Genomic DNA, 17,614 nt, shown 5'->3' with positions numbered 1-17,614 from the left:
CCCCCCCCCCCACTGCTGTACCTGCCCTGGAATCAGGTGACGTCTACGCCGCCGAGCTCCATTTCGGCCACGGCGTCGTCGAGGTCTTCCGCGATTCCGGCGGTGAGGGAGCGGATGACCGTTACCGAGTAGCCAGCTTGGACCGCATCGAGGGAGGTTGCCATCACGCAGTAGTCCGTGGCGATCCCCACGACCACCACGTCCTCGACATCATGGCTTTGGAGCCAGTCATCAAGCCCGATGGCGTCGTCGGCTGCGGCGTAGCTTTCGGGATCACCGGCGGGGAGGGACCCGGGCTGGCGGTCCCCGGTGGGCACTGCGTCCTCGGGCGCCAGGAGCCCTTCGAATCCCGAGTACGCTGCTGCGAACTGGCCTTTCTGGAAATAGGCCTGGATGTATTCGGTGTCCAGGTCCGGATGGAGTTCTGCCCCCTTGGTCCCCGCAACGCAGTGCGACGGCCAGCTGTCCTTGAAGTCGGGCTCCTCGGAGAAATGGGCACCGGGATCGATGTGCCAGTCCTGCGTGGCGACGATGTGGTCGAACTCAAGGTGATGTGCGTCCACGTAATCGCTGATTGCCGCGGCTACCTCCGCGCCGCCGGCCACAGCCAGTGAACCGCCTTCACAGAAATCGTTCTGGACGTCGACAATGATCAAGGCGCGTGACATCAGTACTCCTCGTAGATGGTGGGAATGGCGGCTTCGCCGCGCTGCAGCCGGTTGACCACGGGTGGAAGTTCGGCCATGGTGTCCGCGTGCCGCTGCCGGGCGCGAAGAACGCCTTCGTGCCCGGTCCAGCCCGGAAGGAGTTCGCCGTTCTTCATGAACTGCTGGAGCAGGGGCCGGTCGTTGCCGTCGTCCTCGGGTCGGTGTCCGATTCCTACTATTTCCTGGGTGGCGATTCCGTGCTCATTGAGCTTCCGCAGGGCGTACTTGCGCCCGCCCATGCTGGTCTTGTTCTTGGCAGCCTTCGCCACCGAGACGAAGTTGCCGTCGTCGTCGGTGCGGCTGACGAGCTTGTAGACCATGCTGGCGGTGGGTGCGCCTGAGCCAGTGACCAGTGACGTGCCCACGCCATACGAGTCGACAGGCGCGGACTGCAGCGCGGCGATGGCGAACTCGTCCAGGTCCGAGGTAACCACGATCTTGGTGTCCTCGTTGCCAAGTTCGTCCAGCAGCTGCCTGACCCACTGTGCCTGTGCGACGAGGTCGCCGGAATCCAGCCGCACCGCACCCAGCCGGGGCCCTGCCAGCTCGACGGCGGCACGGACTGCCGCTTCGACGTCGTACGTATCCACCAGCAGCGAGGTGGCCGGCCCCAGGGAGGCGATTTGCGCCTCGAAGGCCTCCCTTTCGGTGTCATGCAGGAGCGTGAACGAATGCGCGGCGGTGCCCACGGTCTTGATGCCGTAGCGGATCCCGGCTTCGAGGTTGGAGGTGCTGTCGAACCCGGCGATGACGGCGGCGCGTGCGGCGGCCGCGGCGGATTCCTCGTGCGTGCGGCGGGACCCCATTTCGATGCAGGGCCGGTTGCCGGCCGCAGTGATCATGCGGGAGGCTGCAGAGGCGATGGCGCTGTCGTGGTTCAGGACGGAGAGCAGGTAAGTCTCCAGCATGCAGGCTTCGGCGAACGTTGACTCGACGATCAGGATGGGCGAGTTGGGGAAGTAGGCCTCGCCCTCCGGGTAGCCCCAGATGTCCCCGGAGAAGCGGTAGTTCGCCAGGTAGTCGAGCGTGTCCTGGTTGACCACGCCGGTCCGGCCGAGGAAATCCAGTTCCGCCTCGCCGAACCGGAAGTCAGCGAGCCCTTCCAGGAGCCTGCCCGTGCCCGCCACAATCCCGTAGCGGCGGCCGTCCGGCAACCGCCGTGCGAAGGCCTCGAAGACCGACCGGCGGTGCGCGGCGCCGGAATGGAGCGACGCCTGCAGCATGGTCAGTTCGTAGTGGTCTGTGTAAAAGGACGTGCGGGGATGGTCCCAGCCGGCAGAGGTACTCACAAAATTCACTCTAGTCCCCACCGGCTCCCAACGTCTCGCTTCGCTTCGCCGCGGGGCCCTCGCCGGCGTGGGCCCACCCACCGGCTCCCAACGTCTCGCTTCGCTTCGCCGCGGGGCCCTCGCCGGCGTGGGGCCACCCACCGGATCCCCACATCTCGCTTCGCTTCGCCGCGGGGCCCTCGCCGGCGTGGGGCCACCCACCGGATCCCCACATCTCGCTTCGCTTCGCCGCGGGGCCCTCGCCGGCGTGGGCCCACCCGGCGGGGGCCTCCCCATAGAATGGACAGATGACCTTAAGCGTTGCGCTCGGCCCTGATACACAGGAGGGCACCCGGACCGGGACAGAGGCGTCCACCGACTCCCTGACCGCCCCGGACATCCCCTGGAACCTGGTGATCTGGAACGATCCCGTCAACCTGATGAGCTATGTCAGCTATGTTTTCCAGAGCTACTTCGGCTACTCCGAATCCAAGGCGAACAAGCTCATGATGGAGGTCCACAAGAAGGGCCGGTCCATTGTTGCGCACGGCAGCAAGGAACAGGTCGAACGCCATGCTGTGGCCATGCACGGCTTCGGGCTGTGGGCCACGGTGGAGAAGGCATCCGGAGGGCCGGGAGGCAATTCAGGCAAACCGGGCGGATCCGGGCAGGGCAGGGGCAAACGTGGCTAAAGCATTCAAATACGGACTCAAAGGCATCACCGGATTCCTCGAACCTGCCGAACGGGAACTGCTCCGCAGCCTGATCGATGACGTCATCTCGATGCTTCAGCCGGAGGAGCGGGCCAACCAGGATCCGCTGACCGCGATGATCGGGCTGGACATGGACGTCCAGGAACCCACCGACCGCGCGGTCCGGCGGTTGCTTCCCAACGTGATGAAAAACGACGACGGCGCGTCCCTGGAATTCCGACAGCTCACCGAGCGTTCACTGCGGGAAACCAAGATCGGTGCCCTCCGGGCCGCCGCCCTTGACCTGGACAAAGACGAAATTCTCCTGACCCCTGAGGGCGCCCGACACTGGTCGATGGCCCTGAACGACGTCCGCCTGGTGCTGGCGGAACGGCTGGACATCCGGGATGAGGAGGACGCCGAGCACGTCCACCTCATGCAGGACTGGTCCCAGGCGGAGGACGTGGAGAGCTACCTTGCCCTCGTGTATAACTTCGCCACATGGCTGCAGGAGTCGCTGGTCCAGGCGATGCTCCAGTCCCTGGACACGCGGGCCTGAATGCTGTCCTGTCCGGGCTCTCCTTTCCGATGTGCGTCAGCCTCCTGCTTCGGGGATATATCCTGCAGTGTGACAAATTAGACATGAGTCGGCCGACACAATGTGATGGCCGCACCCACAGGGAAGACCTATCCTCGAATAATCATGACAACAGCCTCGAGCACGGATTCGACAGCAGCTGCGGCGGAGTCCCCAGCCAGCAGCATTCCCGGCGGCCACCTGGGATCCCGGCCCATCGGCGTCTTTGATTCCGGCGTCGGCGGACTGACCGTGGCGCGGTCCATCATCGACCAACTGCCCAACGAATCGATCCTTTACGTTGGCGACACCGCCCATGGGCCGTACGGGCCGTTGCCCATCGCCGAAGTCCGGGCAAACGCCCTGGGCGTGATGGACGAACTGGTGGACTCGGGCGTCAAGCTGCTCACCATTGCCTGCAATTCGGCGTCGGCCGCTGTCCTGCGCGACGCCCGCGAACGGTACACCGCCAAATACGGGATTCCCGTTATTGAGGTGATCCAGCCCGCTGTGCGGCGGGCCGTGGCTGCCACCCGGAGCGGACGCGTGGGCGTCATCGGAACGTCCGCCACCGTTGGGTCCCGAGCCTATGAGGACACCTTTGCCGCCGCGCCGGACCTCGAGATCACGTCAGTTGCGTGCCCTGAGTTCGTCAGCTATGTCGAAGCAGGCATTACCACCGGCCCTGCGCTGCTCGCCATCGCCGAGGAATACCTGGCACCGCTGAAGGCCGCCGGCGTGGACACCGTTGTCCTGGGCTGCACCCACTACCCGCTGCTGACCGGGGTCATTTCCTACGTCATGGGCGAGGACGTCACGCTGGTCTCGAGCGCGGAGGAGACGGCCAAGGATGTCTACCGCGCGCTGGCAACCCACGACCTCCAGCGCACCACGGCAACGCCGCCCGAACACCACTTCATCGCCACGGGCGATGCCGGACAGTTCGAAGCGCTCGCGCGCCGCTTCCTGGGGCCGGAGGTCCTCTCAGTGCGGCACGTGGACCATGTTTCCGCCCAGTACCCCACAGGCAGCCTGGCCCGGATCACCCCTGAGATGATTGCCGCTGCGCAGAGCGGAGCCGGAAGCATCAGGCCCCAGCGGCGGTTGTCGAACTTCGTGGGCAATGCCGGCCGGGCCGGGGGTCCTGCCCAGTGAAGCTCACCATCGTTGGCTGCACGGGTTCCTTCCCGGGACCCGGCTCGCCGGCGTCCTGCTACCTGCTTACCGCCAACGACGGCGAACGGACCTGGAAGATCGTGATGGACCTGGGCAGCGGAGCCTTGGGCGCCATCCAGCGCTACACCGATCTCGAGGACATCGATGCGATTTTCCTGACCCACCTGCACCCGGACCACTGCATGGACCTGTGCGGCTTGCACGTGGCGGTCCGCTGGAAGCCGGGCGGCTGGGGACGCGGCCGGATTCCTGTGTGGGGTCCGGCGGCAACGGCCGACCGCATGGCAACTGCGTATGGCCTGGAGCTGGACCCCGGTATGCACGAGGAATTCGACTTCACCAACTGGACCGAACGCGAGTCCGTAACCCTTGGCCCCTTCACCATCACTCCGTTCGCCGTGAACCACCCGGTGGAAGAGGCTTACGCCCTCCGGGTGGAGGTCACAGAGCCGGATAAGGAAGGCAACCTGGTCAGCCGGGTGCTGACGTACTCCGGGGATACCGATTCCTGCGCCGGCCTGGAGGAAGCCGCCAAGGACGCTGACCTCTTCCTTTGCGAGGCAGCCTTCGAAGAGGGCCGCGACGACGGCATCAAGGACGTGCACCTGACCGGCAAGCGCGCGGGCGAGGCGGCGGCGGTTGCCGGCGCGCGCCGGCTCCTGCTCACGCACATCCCCGTCTGGACCTCACCTACTACCGTCATGGCCGAGGCCCGCCCGGTCTTTGGCGGCGACGTCGCGGTCGCGGTGGCCGGAGTGCACTACACGATCTAGGAATACGTGGCCGTTGGGTAAGTACTGGTACCGGGCCTGGGGTGGAGCGCGGAAGGGGTGCCCGTGGCCGGGCTGCCCGCGGCTAGTCGATAAGCTAAAGGTATGACTTCAGAAGCAACCGCAGTGCCCGTGGTACCCGTAGTGCGCGCCGATGGCCGTACGCCCGACCAGCTCCGCCCCATCAGCATCACGCGCGGGTGGTCCAAGCAGGCAGAGGGTTCGGCCCTGATCGAGTTCGGCAACACGCGGGTCCTGTGCACGGCTTCGTTGACGGCCGGGGTTCCGCGCTGGCTCAAGGGCGAGGGCAGGGGCTGGGTCACCGCCGAATACGCCATGCTGCCCCGCGCCACGAACACCCGTTCGGACCGCGAGTCGGTCAAAGGCAAGATCGGCGGGCGGACGCACGAGATCTCCCGGCTGATCGGCCGGTCATTGCGCTCCATCATCGACACCAAAGCTTTGGGCGAAAACACGATTGTGCTGGACTGCGACGTCCTGCAGGCCGACGGCGGAACCCGGACCGCGGCCATCACGGGAGCCTACGTGGCCCTGGCCGACGCCATCCGCTTCGCCCGCGACAACAAGCTGATCGCCAAGAACGCCCAGCCCCTGATCGACACCATCGCCGCAGTCTCGGTGGGCATTATCGACGGCGTCCCCATGCTTGACCTGCCCTACGTCGAGGATGTCCGGGCCGAGACTGACATGAATGTTGTGGTCACCGGGTCAGGGAAGTTCGTGGAAGTCCAGGGCACCGCGGAAGGGGCCCCTTTCGACCGTGACGAGCTGAACCAGCTGCTCGATCTTGCCCTCCTGGGCACTACCCAGTTGGCGGCGATCCAGCGCGAAACCCTCGCGGATGCCCTGTGAACCCGGCAGCACCAGGCGGCGGCCTTCCGGACAGCGCCGGATTGGACAGCGCTGGATTGGACAGCGCCGGATTGGACGGCACCGTGCCCCGGCTCGTCCTCGCCACCCACAACGCGGGCAAGCTCCGCGAGCTGCGTGAGCTCCTGCGCGGCCAGGTTCCAGGGCTCGACGTCGACACCCAGGTAGTGGACGCCGCGATGGCCGGTGCGCCGGACGTCGTCGAAACAGGCGTGACGTTTGCCGAGAATTCGCTGCTCAAGGCCCGTGCCGTGGCCGAGGCAACCGGCCTGGTGGCGATCGCCGACGATTCAGGGCTGGCCGTGGACGTCCTTGGCGGGGCCCCTGGCATCTTTTCTGCACGCTGGGCCGGCCGGCACGGTGATGACGCCGCCAACCTGCGGCTCTTGCTGGACCAGCTCTCCGACGTCCCGGACGGGCACAGGGGTGCGGCCTTCGTCTGCGCCGCGGCGCTCGCCGTGCCTGCGCCGGGCGGCACGGCCCACGAAACGGTGGAATACGGGCAGCTTGAGGGGATCCTGCTGCGCGAGCCCCGGGGTGTGGGCGGTTTTGGCTACGACTCCGTCCTGCAGCCGCTCGGCGAGGACCGCAGCTGCGCGGAACTGTCCCCGGAGGAGAAGAACGCGATCAGCCACCGGGGCAAGGCCTTCCGGGCCCTGCTGCCCGCCATCGTTGAGGCGCTCGCCCGGACGTAGCGCGGTCTCTGATGACACCGGATCGAAGAGACAAAGGAAGGGAGCCCTGCATAAGCAGCGCTCCCTTCTTTTGTGCAGGCGTTGTGCCTGCGGTGCTCTTCAGGACCTAGTCCAGGTTGGTCTTGCGCTCTTCAGCGGGGGCGTGCTCTTCGATGAATTCGTCCACCGCATCCGTTCCGAAGACGGCTGCCTGGCGCTTGGCAGAGATGCCGCGGAGTACTTCGATGCCGATCGGGATCACGGAGACCAGCACGATCGCGATGAAGATGATGTCCAGGTTGTCCCTGACCCACGGGACCCTGTCGCCCAGCAGGTAGCCCAGGAGGGTGACGCCGCTGCCCCAGAGAACAGCGCCGATCACGTTGAAGAGGAAGAATTTCTTCTTGTCCATCTGGGCCACGCCCACGATGACCGGAACGAAGGTCCGGATGATTGGAACGAAGCGCGCCAGGATGAGCGCCTTGCCGCCGTGCTTTTCGAAGAATGCGTGGGCGTTCTCCACGTTTTCACGCTTGAAAAGGCGGGAATTTGGTTTGTTGAAGATGGCAGGACCGGCCTTGGAACCGATCAGGTAGCCGGTCTGGTTGCCGATGATGGCTGAGACGGTGATCAGCAGTGCCAGCAGCCAGACATTGAACTTGATGGTGTCGGTGGCCACCAGCAGGCCGGCCGTGAACAGCATCGAATCGCCGGGCAGGAAGAAGCCCACCAGCAGGCCTGTCTCGGCGAAGACGATGCCGCAGACGAGCAGCACCACCCAGGGAGCCAGTGCAGGGTCGGCCAGGAAGACTTGGGGGTTCAGCCAGTCGGGCAGGAATGATGCCAGCTGCGGCTGGACCGGTCCTGCACCTCCCAGCATGGGCACGGCGAGGTCGCTGATCGCAAGAAAGTTCACCTACTCAGGGTACTTGACCTAGCCAGTGGCGGTGGCGCGCGGATGCCACCCGTCACTCAGTGGACCAAGTACGGGAATCCGCCGGTCATCCTCGCCGCCACCCGCCGTCGTGCAGGTGATATCCGCGACAGCGCCGCCGTGGTGCCGCCGGAAGGGCCATGCGCGGCGGTAAAGTGTGGGCCGTGGGTTTGGACTTTACGGCGATCGACTTCGAAACGGCCAACGGCTTCCGGGGTTCACCGTGCGCGGTGGGCTTGACGAAGGTCCGGGGTGGAAAGGTCGTAGCCGAGGCGTCCTGGCTTATGCGGCCCCCGGCGAACCACGACCACTTTGACTACCACAACGTCCGGATCCACGGCATCCGGGCCGAGGACGTTGCCGGGCTGCCCCGGTTTGGTGAGCTGTTTCCGGAAATCGGTGCCTTCATCGGCGACGACATCCTTGCGGCGCACAATGCGGCCTTCGACCTCGGCGTCATCAGGTCAGGCCTGGAGGTGTCGGGCCTTCCCGGGCCCGCCTACGATTACGTCTGCACCGTGATGCTGTCCCGCCGCTGTTACTCGCTGGTCTCCAACTCCCTGCCGTTCGCCGCCGAGGAGGCCGGCGTCCCGCTGGTCAACCACCACGACGCCGGGGAGGACGCGCGGGCATGCGCCGGCATCCTGATCGACATCGCGGCACGAAACGGGGCCAACAGCATCGCCGAGCTGTACCTGTCACTTGGCCTTGCCGTGCCTCACCAGCAGGCCTTCGATCCATCCCGGGACGCCCTGTCCAAGCAAAGCCTCGCTGCAATCGACGTTGCCGGCACCGGCGGCAGTGGCGCCGCCCGTCCACTGCCGTTCCGGTCGGGCTGGCCTGAGGAGGGTGCCAACCCGCTGCCCAATGCCGACGCCGAACCCGGCCATCCGCTGTTCGGCCAGACTGTCGTCTTCACCGGAGAGCTTTCCATGGCCAGGCCCGAAGCCAAGGTCCGCTCGGCAGAACTGGGCGCCCGGCCCGAAAGCAGGGTGACGGCACGGACCACCGTGCTCGTGGTGGGAGACGGGTTTGTGGCCTCGGACCTGCGCTCGGGGAGGCTGACCGGCAAAGCCCGGCGGGTCCTGGAACTGCACGAACGTGGCCAGATGATCGAAGTGCTCTCCGAAGGCGAGTTCCTCCAGATGGTGGGCGGCTACACCACTGCCGGCGTTGCTGCGGGAGCCCACCCGGCCTGATCCCTGGCGCAATTCATCTGGCGCAACAAACCTTCCACGCCGCCCGGTGTACTCCTAGCCTTGCAGCATGATCAAATCCACGGGCGTTCAGACTACCCCTCCGACCACGCGGACGGGGATCGACTGGCGTGTGGTGTTTGCCTTCCCCAACCCGGTCAACGAATACGCTGCCCGGATCACGGCCGGGCTTGTAGTGCTGCTGGCCGGCATCACGCTGTTGACCGGTTCCGGGTGGGGACTGCTGTTGATCGCCGCCGGGTTTTGGCTCCGGGTGCTGTTCGGCCCCAGGATCTCCCCGCTGGCCCTGCTTTCGGTGAAAGTCCTGGCACCGCGGCTGGGGCGGCCTAAGCTCGTCCCGGGACCTCCCAAGCGCTTCGCCCAAGGTCTGGGCACCGTGGTCTCCACCACCGCCCTGATCCTTTTTGCCGTTGGGGCAGCCCCGGCAGCCTGGATCGTGCTGGCTGTGCTGATCCTGGCAGCCTCGCTGGAAGCCTTTGCAGGCTTTTGCCTGGGCTGTGTCATCTTCGGGCTGCTGCAGCGCCGTGGCCTCATTCCCGAGGAAGTCTGCGAAGCCTGCAACAACATCTCCCTTAGGCGGTTGTGACGCCCACCAGCAGGTCCGCCATGCCGCGGATGACGTGCGGAGCCTCTAACCGCTCTAGCCAGGCAGCCGGGAGGCACGCCTCGCCGTAGTAGGCGCCGAGGATGTTGCCGGCGATGGAACCGGTGGAGTCGCTGTCCCCGCTATGGTTGACGGCCAGTCCGACGGCGGCACGGAAGTGGTCTTCCGGTGCGCTTGGGGCGGTTTCGTCAGGGGCGGTGGCCAGGACCGAGTAAAGCCCGACGGCGAACGCCTCCTCCGCGACCCAACCCTCGCCGAGCTGCTGCACCAGTTCCTCCGGCTCTGCACGCCCAGTTTCGGCCAGACGGACGGCAGCCTCCAGCCGCACCGGCAATTCCGGTGCGACGTCGGCGATGGCCCGCACATCAACCAGGACAGCCGCCGCAGCCGACTGCAGGCTTTCACCGGACACCAGGCGGTGGATCAACAGGCTGAACGCTCCCGCACTCTGGCGCGCGGACGGGTGGCCGTGCGTCAGGGCCGCGGCGTCGGCACTGAGCTTGTAGACGGCGTCGGGCGTGATGTGGGGTATCAGCCCGAACGGTGCGGACCGCATGACCGTCCCGCAGCCCTTGGAGTCGGGGTTGACCGGACGGAAGGACGTGCCCATCTCGCCGGTGGCGAGTCCGCTGATGCAGGCCGAGCCTGGGGCGCGGCGGTGCCGGAGCACCTCCTGAGCGTCGATCCAGCGTGGCTGGGGAACCGGGGCGGAGGACGGTGCCGCCTCACCTTGGCTGGCCAGCCAGCGAAGGTATGCCAGCCACAGGCAGGCGTTGACGTCGGCGCCCACGCCGGAGTTGGCCCATTCGAGGGCCTCGACGAGGCCGTCCACGGTGTAAAGGGTCATTTGGGTGTCGTCTGAAAAGTGGCTGCCGCCGTCGACCGCTGAAAAATCCGTCAGTCCTTCCGGACCGAACCGGCGGCGGATGTCCGCGATGGAGTCGAACTCGACGGCGTAACCCAGCGAGTCGCCCAGCGCCCCGCCCAGCAGGCAACCATGGACGCGGGACTCCAACGAGGGCACGGCAAGGGCGCCAGGTTCATAGCTCATGCCAGTAAATTTACCGTGGCGAAGGCCGTCGCCTGCACCGGACGCTAAGCTCGGTTCCAGCCAACGCCCAGACTCCGGTGGCACAATGCAGGGGCTGCCTGGTGCATTACAGCCCACCGCAGTTCCCGGCCGCTGTGCCTGACCCCTACGAAAAGGACCGTCCAAACATGACCACGCCTGTGCCCGTTCACCACGCCCACAACGCCGAGCCGTACGGCAGCGGCGCTGTCGCCGTCCGTTACGGGCTGGTGGCCAGACTGTCAGCCGAAGCATTCGGCAGCTTGTTCCTGGTGGTGGCGGGCCTCGGTGTGCCGCTCTTCACCATTCCGCAGTCCAGCCCGCTGCCTGCCGCCCTCGCCGCTGGCCTCGCTGTCACTGCGGTAATGCTGGCGTTCGGCTATGTGTCGGGCGGACACTTCAACCCCGCCGTGACCGTCGGCCATGCCGTAGCCGGGCGGATCCGCCTGGCAGACGCCGCCGCGTACATCGGGGCGCAGCTGGCAGGTGCCCTGCTCGGCGCCCTGGCGCTCTTCGCGATCCTGCGCACGCTTCCCAGCATCCAGGACAGCCGGACGGCGTTCGACACCGTCACGGCGGGTTTTGGTGAGCATTCCATTATCCAGGCGCCCATGGCCGCTGTCCTGCTGCTGGAAGTGCTGGGCGCCGCCATCCTGGTTGCCGTGTTCCTTGGCACCACCGCCCGGAACGGCCTGAACAAAGCCGCTGCACCCGTCGCAGTGGGCCTCGCCTTCGCAGTGCTGCTGCAGCTGGGCCAGTCCGTGGGCAACGCACCCTTCAACCCCGCCCGCGCCACGGCGTCTGCCGTTTTCAGCTCGTCCTGGTCGCTGGAGCAGCTCTGGGTCTTCTGGGTGGCGCCGCTGGTGGGCGCAGCCATCGCAGGGCTGGTTTTCCGCGGCTTCGCGGCTTCGACTCCTGCCGCCGGCGGAACGTCCGTTGCAGTTTCCGCGGACGCTGCGGACGCGGACCTGGAAGAATCCGATGAGCTCGAAGAAGCGGAAAACCTGGACGGGCCGGAAGGCTCGGTTGCGTCCGAGCCCGCGGCGGTCCCGGCGACCAAAAGCAACGAGGCCCAGGAGTTCTTTGACGGAAAACGCGGTTAGGCCTCCGGGCCAAGGGTCCCCGCATGCACTGCGCAGGGGCCCTTGCAGCGGGATTGGCTCAAACTGTCAGTGGCAGCCGATAGCGTAGGAATATGCGGTTATTGCACACATCGGACTGGCATCTGGGCCGGTCGTTCCACGGCGTCGGGATGCTCGACGCCCAGCGGTCCTTCATCGACCAGTTGGTCAAGGCTGTTTCGGAAAACGCTGTTGACGTTGTCCTGATCGCCGGCGACGTATACGATCGCGCCCTGCCGGGAGTGGATGTGGTGGGCCTGCTGGACGACGCCCTGGTAAGGCTCGCCGGAGCCGGCGCCCAAGTGGTCCTGACCAGCGGCAACCACGACTCCGCCATCAGGCTGGGGTTTGCCTCCCGGCTCCTGGAACGGGGCGGGGTGCATCTTCGCACGCGGCTGGCCGAACTGGACCAGCCCCTGCTGCTGCCGTTGGATGCACCGCCCATGAAAGACGGCGAAGCCGGCGCCACACTGGCCATCTACGGCATTCCGTGGCTGGAACCGCGGCTCGTGGCCGAGCCTCTGGGCGTGGAGACGGCCAGCCACTTCGAGGTCACCCGGGCAGCTACGGACCTCATCCGCGCGGACCTCCGGCGCCGCGCCGGGCAGGGCACTGTCTATTCCGTCGTGCTGGCACACACCTTCGCAAGCGGCGGCATCAGCTCGGACAGCGAACGGGACCTCAGCATCGGCGGAGTCGGGGCCGTCCCCCTGGACCTGTTCGACGGCTTCAGCTACACGGCCCTGGGCCACCTTCACGGCCGTCAGACGCTCTCTGCCCAGGTCAGGTACTCCGGATCCCCGTTGGCCTATTCCTTCTCGGAAGCCAGGCACCAAAAAGGCGGCTGGCTTATCGACGTCGGCCCGGCCGGAGTCGCCAGCGTGACCGAAGTGGCCTGGGAGGCCCCCCGGAAACTGGCGGTACTCCGCGGCGGGATCGCGGAACTGCTGGAATCCAGTGACCACACCTGGGCAGAAGATGCCTACTGCCAGATCACCCTGACGGACGCCCAGCGGCCCGCCCAGGCCATGGAACGCCTGCGATCACGTTTCCCGGACACGCTGGTGCTGGGATTTGACCCGCAGGGCGCGGCCACGAAGCCCGCGTCGACCTACAGCAGCAGGCTGGCCGAGGCAGAGGACGACCTCTCCGTCTGCTGCGGATTCCTGGACCATGTCCGTGGCCGTGAACCCGACGACGCCGAGCGGAGGGCCCTGGCAGCTGCCTTGGACAACGTGCGGCTCCAGGAGGCGTCGCTGTGAGGATCCATCGGCTCAGGATCTCCGCTTTCGGACCGTTTGCCGGCACCGAGGAAATCGATTTCGACAGGCTGAGCGCCCATGGGCTGTTCCTCTTGAACGGACCCACCGGCGCAGGCAAGACCAGCGTCCTGGATGCCATCTGCTTCGCGCTCTACGGCTCTGTACCCGGCGCGCGGCAGGACGGCAAACGCCTTCGCAGCGACCACGCGGACCCGGCCACCGAACCCGCCGTCAGCTGCGAGTTCTCAGCCCAGGGGCGGCATTTCGAAGTCACCCGCTCGCCGTCGTGGGACAAGCCCAGCACCCGGGGGAAGAATGGGTTCACTACCCAGCAGGCCAAAACCCTGCTCCGCGAACGGGTGAACGGGGAATGGACGGAAAAATCCGGTCGCAACGATGAAGCGGGCGCCGAAATCACCGGCCTTTTGGGGATGGACCGGGAACAGTTCACGCGCGTGGTCATGCTGCCACAGGGAGACTTCGCCGCATTCCTCCGCTCAAAGGCGGCGGACCGGCTGGACCTCCTGCAGAAACTTTTTGGCACACAGCGTTTCGAGGCAGTGGAACAGGAGCTCTCCCTCCTTGCCCAGGAAGCGCGCAACGATGTTTCGCGTCTCAACGGACAACTTGAGCTGCTCGCGGCCAGGGCAGAAGCCGAGGTATCCGCTGTTGGCATTGATGAATCCGACGCGCCGCCGGCAGCAGACCCGGCGGCCCGGATTGAGTGGCTGCAGGCAGCCCTCGCCGTCCGCGCCGCTGGCCTGGCCGGCGAGGCCGAGGCAGCCGCTTCGCTGAGCAGGGAGCACCGGCAGGCCCTGGACACCGCGGTGGCCCGGACCGGGCGCCGCAGCCGGCTGGAGTCCGCAACAGCGCGGAAGGCCGCCGCGGAGGAAGCAGCTCCGCTGCTGGCGGCGCACGCCACCCGGCTTTCCCGGCACCGCCAGGCGGAAGTCCTGACCGGTCAGCTGCAGGCAGTGGAGAAGGCAGAAGCCCAACTCCGCAGTGCCGCTGCCGCACGCGAGGCGGCCCTCACCCTGCTGCGAATGGCAGTGGAGGAGGACCCGGAGCTTGGGAGGCTTGATCCGGACGCCCCTGATGTTGAACGGGAACTGGACAGGCTGCGCTCCCTGCTGGCCGTTGTGGAAGCACGGCTGCCGGACGAAGAGCGGCTTCGTGCCCTCACGGCCAGGCGGACAGCGCTCGGCCGCACAAAGGAAGAACTGCAGGCCGCCGGGGTTGAACTTGATGGCGGGCTCAAAACCCTGCGGGCGGAGTATGCGGACGTGTCCGCGGGCCTGGAGCCACTCGCCGAGCTGGCAGCAGCCGCCGTCATGCACACCAAGGAAGCCGCCGCGGCCGACGAACTGCTGGACGTCGTCCGCCGCCACCATTCGGCGGTTGCGGCGCAACTGTTGGCGTCAGAGCACTACGAGGCATGCCGTGAGGATCAGCTGCAGAAAAAGCGCCGCTGGCTTGACCTTCGCGAAGAGCGCCTGGCCAATGCGGCAGCTGAACTGGCGGCCCAGCTGGCCGACGCCCTTCCGTGCCCCGTGTGCGGCAGCCCGGATCACCCATCCCCGGCAAAGGCCGCCCAGTCAGCCCTCCAGCTGGGCCAGGCCGAAGAAGAGGCCCGGGAGGTGTTCGAGGCGGCCGAGGCCCGGCTCTCAACGCTGGGCACGGAGCTGGCAGGAGCCAAGCAGTTGGTGGCCGTCCTTGCTAGCCAGGGTGGCGACACACCCGAAGCAGAAGCCCGGAAAGCGGCCGACGAGGCCCGGCAGGCCGCTGAACGCTCAGGTCAGGCGGCTGCCAAACTGGAAGGGATGCGGCTGCGGCTCACGGAAATCGAAACGCGCATCGCAGAAGCAGAGACCGCCAGGGCCGCTGCCGGCGAGGAGCTTGCGCAGGTGCAGTCCACACTGGCTGAGGTCCTGGAACAGGCAACTGCCCTCCACGAGTCACTGTCTGGCCTCCGATCCGGCCACCGCGACCTCACGCACCGGCTGCGCGCGCTGCAGGAAGCGTCCCGAACGCTTGAAAAGACGGTGCAGGCGCAGGCCCAGCTGGACCAGGCCGAGGTTCGGGCCGCCGACGCCAGGCAACAGTTGGAGTTGGCCCTGCCCGAGGCAGGCTTCAACACAGCCGGGGATGCCCGGGCGGAACTGCTTGACAGCGCCGAGGCTGCCTCCCTGCAGGCAGAGATCCGTGCCGGCCACGATGAACAGGCCAGGGTTGCGGAGCTCTTCGCCTCCGAAGAAGTGATGCTGGCCCTTGAGGAACTGGAGTTGGAGCTGTTCCCGGACGAGGCACAGCTCGGGGATTTGCAGTCAGCTGCTGCACAGGCTGAAGAGGAGGCACGCGCGGCCGGCCTTTCGGCGGCAATGGCGAAGCGCTGCGTGGAATCCCTGAATGGCATCATGGCGGAATACCAGGACCTCGCCGGCTCCGGAAACGCTCCGCGGGAGCGCGCACGGATGCTGACAGCCTTGGCGGACGCCGCCGGCGGACGCGGTGAGAACACCTACCGCATGAGCCTGAACAGCTACGTCCTAGCGGCGAGGCTGGAACAGGTGGCCCTGGCAGCATCTGAGCGACTGGTTGCCATGAGCGACGGCCGTTACCTGCTCCAGCACACCGATGCCAAAGCGGCACGCGGGGCCAAATCGGGGCTGGGACTGGAGGTGGTGGACCAGTGGACCGGGCACCGCCGTGACACGTCGACGCTCTCCGGCGGTGAATCATTTATGGCATCCCTGTCGTTGGCCCTTGGCCTGGCCGATGTGGTCCAGCATGAGTCCGGCGGAATCCAGATCGAAACCTTGTTCGTGGACGAGGGCTTCGGCAGCCTGGACGAGCAATCGCTGGAACAGGTCATGGACGCCCTCGAAGGGCTGCGGGACGGCGGTCGGGTGGTGGGGCTCGTGAGCCATGTGGGCGAAATGAAGCAACGCATCGGAGTGCAGCTCCAGGTGGTCAAAGGCCGCAACGGGTCCGCACTGCACATCTCAGATACGGTTTCGCCGCTTTCCTGACACCGGATCGCCGAAACCCCAGGTGCCGGCAACCGCTATAATCGGACAGTTACCGGGTTGCGCGCATCGGGAGGAGGGACGATGCGCATGACTGAACGAGCCCGGAACCTTGAATCCTTCAACCTTCCCATCAACTCCCTCCCTGCAGCACGGTTCCAAGACCGGCAGTCCTCCAACTGACGCTCCCCAGCCGATAGCCAAGGGGCGCTTCGCGCAGCTTCCGCAGTTGGCCGGACGTACCTTTATTCCCCTGGGACTCTTCGCCCGGCTGCCCTTGGCCATGCTCACAGTAGGGACCCTGACCCTGGTGACTTCGATCACCGGCTCGTACGCTGTGGGCGGCACTGCGGCAGGTGCGGTCGGTATCGGTTCCGCGCTCGGCGCGCCGGTACTCGGGGCGATGGCAGACCGCCGGGGTCAGCGTCCTGTCCTGCTGATCGCAGCCGCCCTCAACGCCCTCGCCGTACTCGCGCTGATTGCCGCAGCCTACGCCACGGTCCTGGCCGGGGCCTTCCCCGCAGCCCTGCTCGCGGCCGCGTTTGCCGCCGGGGCCAGCTGCCCGCAGGTCGGCCCGCTGGCACGGGTCCGCTGGATGGCGTTGACGTCCCAAAACTCCCCAAACAGCCCGGCTGACAGCAAGGCGTCGAACAGGCAGGACCTGGACACAGCCCTGTCCTATGAGAGCACCGCGGACGAACTCACGTTTGTGCTGGGTCCTGCCTTGGTGGGAATCCTGGCCAGCTTGGTCGCGCCCTGGCTTCCCCTTGCCCTTGCTGCTGCCCTGACCATCACCCTGGTCCCTGCGTTTGCCATCCACCGGACCCACCGGGCTGTTCCTGTCCACCGCACGGTACCCCGGGGACCCTTAAGCCCCGGCAGTGAGGGCACGAACGCAGCTGCGCCGAAAGCCACCCCACGCACCATCCCGTGGGCGGTGGCCCTCCCTGTTCTGGCCATGGTCTGCATGGGCACCTTCTTCGGGTCCACGCAGACAGCACTGAGTTCGTTTGCAGCGGGCTTTGCCACCTCCGAAATCGCCGGATTGCTGTATGCCGTGATGGGCGTGAGCTCCGCCGTCGCCGCATTGTCCGTAGCGTACTGGCCGCAACGCCTCACCCTCTCGGCACGGTGGCTGCTCGGCGCCGTAATGATGGCGGCCCTGGCGTTCCTGCTCTTCGTTCCGTCGTCGGTTGCGGGTATGGTGCTGGTGCTGCTGGTTCTGGGAATCCCGGTTGGCCCGGTGATGGTGACGGTCTTCGCCATCGGCGGCCTCATCTCTCCCGCAGGACGGCTGGGAACGGTCATGACGGCGCTGGCCAGCGGCATTGTGGCAGGCACAGCCGTCGGGTCCGCGGTTGCGGGCCAGCTGGCACAGGCCCATGGCTATTCAGTGGCGTTCCTCGTACCCGTCGCAGCGTCGGTTGCCCTTATCCTGCTTGGTGCTGCGTCCGCCGTCGTGCTTCGACGGAAGCGGCCCTAAGCCGCCGCGCCGCAGCAGCGCCCGTCAGGCCAGCTGGCGTTCAATCCTGGCAGCGCTTTCGGCCAAGGCAACACCCATAGTGGCGGGGTCGTGCGAGGACCGGATATAGACGACGGCGAGGGCGGCCGGCCGCCCCCCGGGCA

General features: G+C 66.7%; 16 protein-coding genes and 1 pseudogene. 12 read left to right on the top strand and 5 right to left on the bottom strand.

From position 1 onward, the window contains the following. Window positions 1-32: 32 nt before the first annotated feature. Window positions 33-668, bottom strand: coding sequence for an isochorismatase family protein (locus ACLKOZ_RS13295; protein WP_436475625.1), 636 nt, complete (start codon window positions 666-668; stop codon window positions 33-35). Then, window positions 668-1,996, bottom strand: a complete 1,329-nt coding sequence (locus ACLKOZ_RS13290; RefSeq protein ID WP_337345872.1) for a nicotinate phosphoribosyltransferase — start codon at window positions 1,994-1,996, stop codon at window positions 668-670. Before ACLKOZ_RS13290 ends, ACLKOZ_RS13295 begins: the two co-directional genes overlap by 1 nt. A 287-nt stretch (window positions 1,997-2,283) precedes the next feature. Between ACLKOZ_RS13290 and clpS the strand changes: the two genes are divergently transcribed. From clpS to rdgB, 6 genes are all read left to right on the top strand, one after another. Next, window positions 2,284-2,667, top strand: a complete 384-nt coding sequence (clpS, locus tag ACLKOZ_RS13285) for an ATP-dependent Clp protease adapter ClpS (RefSeq protein WP_337345873.1) — start codon at window positions 2,284-2,286, stop codon at window positions 2,665-2,667. Further along, the gene (locus ACLKOZ_RS13280) at window positions 2,660-3,226 is read left to right on the top strand and encodes a DUF2017 domain-containing protein (RefSeq protein WP_337345874.1); all 567 of its coding nucleotides are present in this window, start codon (window positions 2,660-2,662) and stop codon (window positions 3,224-3,226) included. Before clpS ends, ACLKOZ_RS13280 begins: the two co-directional genes overlap by 8 nt. A 105-nt stretch (window positions 3,227-3,331) precedes the next feature. After that, on the top strand, window positions 3,332-4,399 hold the full coding sequence (murI, locus tag ACLKOZ_RS13275) for a glutamate racemase (protein ID WP_337345875.1): 1,068 nt from the start codon (window positions 3,332-3,334) through the stop codon (window positions 4,397-4,399). Continuing rightward, entirely contained in the window at window positions 4,396-5,193 is a 798-nt protein-coding gene (locus tag ACLKOZ_RS13270) for an MBL fold metallo-hydrolase (RefSeq protein WP_337345876.1), read from the top strand. The genes murI and ACLKOZ_RS13270 overlap by 4 nt, the downstream gene beginning before the upstream one ends. A 102-nt stretch (window positions 5,194-5,295) precedes the next feature. Beyond that, on the top strand, window positions 5,296-6,063 hold the full coding sequence (gene rph, locus ACLKOZ_RS13265; protein ID WP_337345877.1) for a ribonuclease PH: 768 nt from the start codon (window positions 5,296-5,298) through the stop codon (window positions 6,061-6,063). 41 nt (window positions 6,064-6,104) lie between these two features. Further along, window positions 6,105-6,776 (top strand): RdgB/HAM1 family non-canonical purine NTP pyrophosphatase, encoded by a 672-nt coding sequence (gene rdgB / locus ACLKOZ_RS13260; protein WP_436475629.1) that lies wholly within the window; start codon window positions 6,105-6,107, stop codon window positions 6,774-6,776. A 106-nt stretch (window positions 6,777-6,882) separates the two neighbouring features. Here the strand turns inward: rdgB and ACLKOZ_RS13255 are convergent, their stop codons facing one another. Continuing rightward, the gene (locus tag ACLKOZ_RS13255; protein ID WP_337345946.1) at window positions 6,883-7,656 is read right to left on the bottom strand and encodes a DedA family protein; all 774 of its coding nucleotides are present in this window, start codon (window positions 7,654-7,656) and stop codon (window positions 6,883-6,885) included. 197 nt (window positions 7,657-7,853) lie between these two features. On the opposite strand from ACLKOZ_RS13255, the gene ACLKOZ_RS13250 reads away from it, so the two are divergent. Then, window positions 7,854-8,888: an exonuclease domain-containing protein gene (locus tag ACLKOZ_RS13250; RefSeq protein ID WP_436475621.1), complete on the top strand. Its 1,035-nt coding sequence runs from the start codon at window positions 7,854-7,856 to the stop codon at window positions 8,886-8,888. 67 nt (window positions 8,889-8,955) lie between these two features. Beyond that, window positions 8,956-9,492: a DUF4395 domain-containing protein gene (locus tag ACLKOZ_RS13245; protein ID WP_337352161.1), complete on the top strand. Its 537-nt coding sequence runs from the start codon at window positions 8,956-8,958 to the stop codon at window positions 9,490-9,492. Here the strand turns inward: ACLKOZ_RS13245 and ACLKOZ_RS13240 are convergent. After that, window positions 9,479-10,561: an ADP-ribosylglycohydrolase family protein gene (locus ACLKOZ_RS13240; RefSeq protein WP_436475620.1), complete on the bottom strand. Its 1,083-nt coding sequence runs from the start codon at window positions 10,559-10,561 to the stop codon at window positions 9,479-9,481. The two genes, ACLKOZ_RS13245 and ACLKOZ_RS13240, sit on opposite strands and share 14 nt — an antisense overlap. A gap of 167 nt (window positions 10,562-10,728) precedes the next feature. Between ACLKOZ_RS13240 and ACLKOZ_RS13235 the strand changes: the two genes are divergently transcribed. The 4 genes from ACLKOZ_RS13235 (at window position 10,729) to ACLKOZ_RS13220 (ending at window position 17,471) form a co-directional block, all read left to right on the top strand. After that, the gene (locus ACLKOZ_RS13235; RefSeq protein ID WP_436475618.1) at window positions 10,729-11,682 is read left to right on the top strand and encodes an aquaporin; all 954 of its coding nucleotides are present in this window, start codon (window positions 10,729-10,731) and stop codon (window positions 11,680-11,682) included. Window positions 11,683-11,774: 92 nt separating this feature from the next. After that, window positions 11,775-12,962: an exonuclease SbcCD subunit D gene (locus tag ACLKOZ_RS13230; protein WP_436475616.1), complete on the top strand. Its 1,188-nt coding sequence runs from the start codon at window positions 11,775-11,777 to the stop codon at window positions 12,960-12,962. Next, window positions 12,959-15,991 (top strand): AAA family ATPase, encoded by a 3,033-nt coding sequence (locus ACLKOZ_RS13225; protein ID WP_436475615.1) that lies wholly within the window; start codon window positions 12,959-12,961, stop codon window positions 15,989-15,991. Before ACLKOZ_RS13230 ends, ACLKOZ_RS13225 begins: the two co-directional genes overlap by 4 nt. Before the next feature lie 142 nt (window positions 15,992-16,133). Then, window positions 16,134-17,471, top strand: coding sequence for an MFS transporter (locus ACLKOZ_RS13220; protein WP_436475627.1), 1,338 nt, complete (start codon window positions 16,134-16,136; stop codon window positions 17,469-17,471). Between the two features lie 24 nt (window positions 17,472-17,495). On the opposite strand, the pseudogene ACLKOZ_RS13215 reads toward ACLKOZ_RS13220, so the two are convergent. Continuing rightward, window positions 17,496-17,614, bottom strand: a pseudogene (locus tag ACLKOZ_RS13215) (ArsR family transcriptional regulator); the annotation flags it as partial.

The sequence above is a fragment of the Arthrobacter sp. R4 genome, from assembly GCF_051365025.1.
In the GTDB taxonomy this organism is placed as follows: Bacteria; Actinomycetota; Actinomycetes; order Actinomycetales; family Micrococcaceae; genus Arthrobacter.
Note: the sequence above shows the minus strand (reverse complement) of the source record. Positions and strands in the feature narration are given on the sequence as shown.

Excerpts from the sequence above, each read along its gene's own strand:
- ACLKOZ_RS13295 (WP_436475625.1), bottom strand. The coding sequence starts at position 668 with ATGTCACGCGCCTTGATCATTGTCGACGTCCAGAACGATTTCTGTGAA.
- clpS (WP_337345873.1), top strand. The coding sequence starts at position 2,284 with ATGACCTTAAGCGTTGCGCTCGGCCCTGATACACAGGAGGGCACCCGG.
- murI (WP_337345875.1), top strand. The coding sequence starts at position 3,332 with ATGGCCGCACCCACAGGGAAGACCTATCCTCGAATAATCATGACAACA.
- rph (WP_337345877.1), top strand. The coding sequence starts at position 5,296 with ATGACTTCAGAAGCAACCGCAGTGCCCGTGGTACCCGTAGTGCGCGCC.
- ACLKOZ_RS13245 (WP_337352161.1), top strand. The coding sequence starts at position 8,956 with ATGATCAAATCCACGGGCGTTCAGACTACCCCTCCGACCACGCGGACG.
- ACLKOZ_RS13240 (WP_436475620.1), bottom strand. The coding sequence starts at position 10,561 with ATGAGCTATGAACCTGGCGCCCTTGCCGTGCCCTCGTTGGAGTCCCGC.
- ACLKOZ_RS13235 (WP_436475618.1), top strand. The coding sequence starts at position 10,729 with ATGACCACGCCTGTGCCCGTTCACCACGCCCACAACGCCGAGCCGTAC.
- ACLKOZ_RS13230 (WP_436475616.1), top strand. The coding sequence starts at position 11,775 with ATGCGGTTATTGCACACATCGGACTGGCATCTGGGCCGGTCGTTCCAC.